The organism is Roseobacter sp. HKCCD6576-2 (assembly GCF_013179285.1).
In the GTDB taxonomy this organism is placed as follows: domain Bacteria; phylum Pseudomonadota; class Alphaproteobacteria; order Rhodobacterales; family Rhodobacteraceae; genus Rhodophyticola; species Rhodophyticola oceani.
On record NZ_WVNW01000050.1, the window covers coordinates 1 to 2,512 of the forward strand.

Sequence of the window (2,512 nt, forward strand, 5' to 3'; positions counted from 1 at the left end):
CCAGCTTGAATCATGCCTATCGCACAGTGTGAACCCCTTTTGTCAACTAGACCTAGCCATCTTTTATAGATTCCCAAGCTGCCCGTTACCGTGCTACACGTAGACAAAAAGAGAACAGGAGCAGCGATGGCGATCCTCGGTCGGGCAGAAATCAAAGAAAGAACTGCGAACGGCGATCTCAAGATTGAACCGTTTAATGAAGAAAGGATCGAGCCTGCGAGTTACGATTGTCAACTGGGTGATGTTCTTGCTGCAAGTGTTGGTCGCGTAAAATGGAGTGATGGGAACGAGTTCATTCTCGAAAGCAACTCGTGGGCTTCCATTGCCTCAGAGGAGCAGTTTGAACTGCCAAATGACGTATGCGCATCTTATGGAATTCGCTCGGGCTTGGCCCGAAGAGGTGTGATCGCTTTTGGCGGGCCTCAGATTGATCCCGGGTATGCCGGACGTATTAGGGTCAGCTAATCCACAAGCTGTGGCCGGCCTGGGGCCAGGTGTCAGACTGAAGGAGCCGGTGAGCTCTGCTGCCTACGCCACGCGCGGCATGAACCGATGAAACGGCACAGCTAATTGACCCGCAAGTAACAGGCTGGCTCTATTTCGGATATTGCCGGTTATTTCATCGAGCATTCGGGGTCAATCAATGTGATCTTGACCCATCATTAGAACCCGCTCGCTGTATCCGGAAATACCTCAATCCTATATTTGAATAGGTAACCGTTATGGAGGGGCCTGTGCCGTCAGGCTTTCCTTTTGTCAACACAGCCTAGTTGTTTAGTCTCGGCATGTGGTGGGTTGGATTGACATTGAATCGTTGGGGTTCGCTTGTCCAGATTTTGTAGATGTATTCGTAAGGCGTAAGGCCTTGCAGCGCCTTCAATCGGCGTGCGCAATTGTAGGCTGCAATGAAGTCGGTAACGTGCGTTTCAAGCTGAGAATGGGTATCGTAGTGATACCGTTTTACCGTCGTTTCCTTGATCGTCCGGTTCATCCGCTCAATCTGCCCGTTGGTCCAGGGGTGGTTCACCTTGGTCAGGCGCTGGTCGATTTCATTCGCTCGGCATACACGACTGAGGATATGTTCGAAGGCGAACCGCTCCTGCTTGCGGTTGGTGAACTGGATGCCGTAGCACGTCGAGAACAAGCGGTGTTTTTAGGTTATGGCCACGCGCTTAGCTCTCAAATAGCGCAGCGGGTGGCCATACCCGCCTGGATCACCTCCAAACGGACCGAAACCCTTGAAACTGTGGTCGTTCGATCACGCTGTTCTTGGTGCGTTCTTGACAGACTGCGTGTGAACAAGTATGCTCCGGTAACGTTACCGGAGAACCTTCGATGCCTCAAACCAACTCATCAGACAAGAGAAACGCACGCGTTGCTCTCCACCGAAAAAAAGTCGCTGCAAGCGGCTCCCGGCGGGTCGAAGTTACGGTGCCGAACCGTGATGCAGCTCTAGTGAAGTCAATTGCGGAATCGTTGCGGTCCGGCGGCAAGCGCGCTGACCTCATTCGGGATTCCTTGGGGCCAATTGTCACGACGAGAAAAGCGACGAGTGGATCGGAACTCGTCGCCTTTCTTAGATCATCGCCCTTGGTGCAGGAACAATTCGACGTCACACGTGATCGCTCGGAAGGGCGAAGTGTCGATCTTCCCTGATGGCGTTTCTGCTCGATACAAACATTGTCAGCGAGACTGTTCGACCGAAACCGGAGCGGAGAGTATTGGCTTGGATAGAGGAAAGGAGCCCGGCTGAACTCTTTCTGGCTTCGATGACAATCGGCGAACTGATGTGCGGTGCCCGCAGAATTAAGGACGAACCGCGCCGAACCACCTATGAACGCTGGATTGAGAATGATCTATCAGAGCAATTCGAGGGGCGCATTTTGCCGTTCGATGACAAGGCCGCACGGACGTGGGGACGATTGATGGGCGATGGAGACCGCAAGGGACTCACACCGGCTGCTGCCGATGCGCAGATTGCAGCGATCGCTATCAACCATAGACTTATCCTGGTCACTCGGAATGTCCGGGACTTCCAAAACTTCGACCTGGAGATCATCAATCCATGGGACAGAGAAGGGGATGATTGACGCGTTACCGCCGCTTCAAGACCCCGACCGTCCCACAAAGTGGCCGCCCACGAACGCATGCCCCCCGGGTCTCGGCGCCGGTCTTCCAGCGAAACTGTTGGGCCGACTCCGCTACAAAGACCTGATCACCAGCGGACCGCGCTCGCCTATCAGTCTTGAGCAACGATCCACCGAACTCATGGTATTAAGAACGGTAGATTCAGCTTCCCGCGAAGAGAAATACTCTCACTCTATATTAAAATAGACCTGGATTATGACGAGCCCTGCACCTGACAGGTATTCATTCCGTCAACACGCACCTGGGTGTTCAGTCCCGGCATTTGATGGATTGGGATCGAGAGCGCCATTTCAGAACACCACTCTGAGTCCTGCGCTTGCGCTGAGGGCGCTGGCATCGCCAGCGTTGCCGAGCCCAGTGGCGT

At 53.9% G+C, this 2,512-nt stretch carries 2 protein-coding genes and 1 pseudogene; 2 read left to right on the forward strand and 1 reads right to left on the reverse strand.

The features are described 5' to 3' along the window. Window positions 1-126 precede the first annotated feature (126 nt). Window positions 127-465, forward strand: coding sequence for a hypothetical protein (locus GTF44_RS21850; RefSeq protein ID WP_171563495.1), 339 nt, complete (start codon window positions 127-129; stop codon window positions 463-465). 301 nt (window positions 466-766) lie between these two features. On the opposite strand, the pseudogene GTF44_RS21855 reads toward GTF44_RS21850, so the two are convergent. Then, window positions 767-1,126: pseudogene (locus GTF44_RS21855) on the reverse strand (integrase core domain-containing protein); the annotation flags it as partial. 529 nt (window positions 1,127-1,655) lie between these two features. Here GTF44_RS21855 and GTF44_RS21860 point away from each other — a divergent pair. Next, window positions 1,656-2,090, forward strand: a complete 435-nt coding sequence (locus GTF44_RS21860) for a type II toxin-antitoxin system VapC family toxin (protein WP_171563497.1) — start codon at window positions 1,656-1,658, stop codon at window positions 2,088-2,090. Window positions 2,091-2,512: the final 422 nt, after the last annotated feature.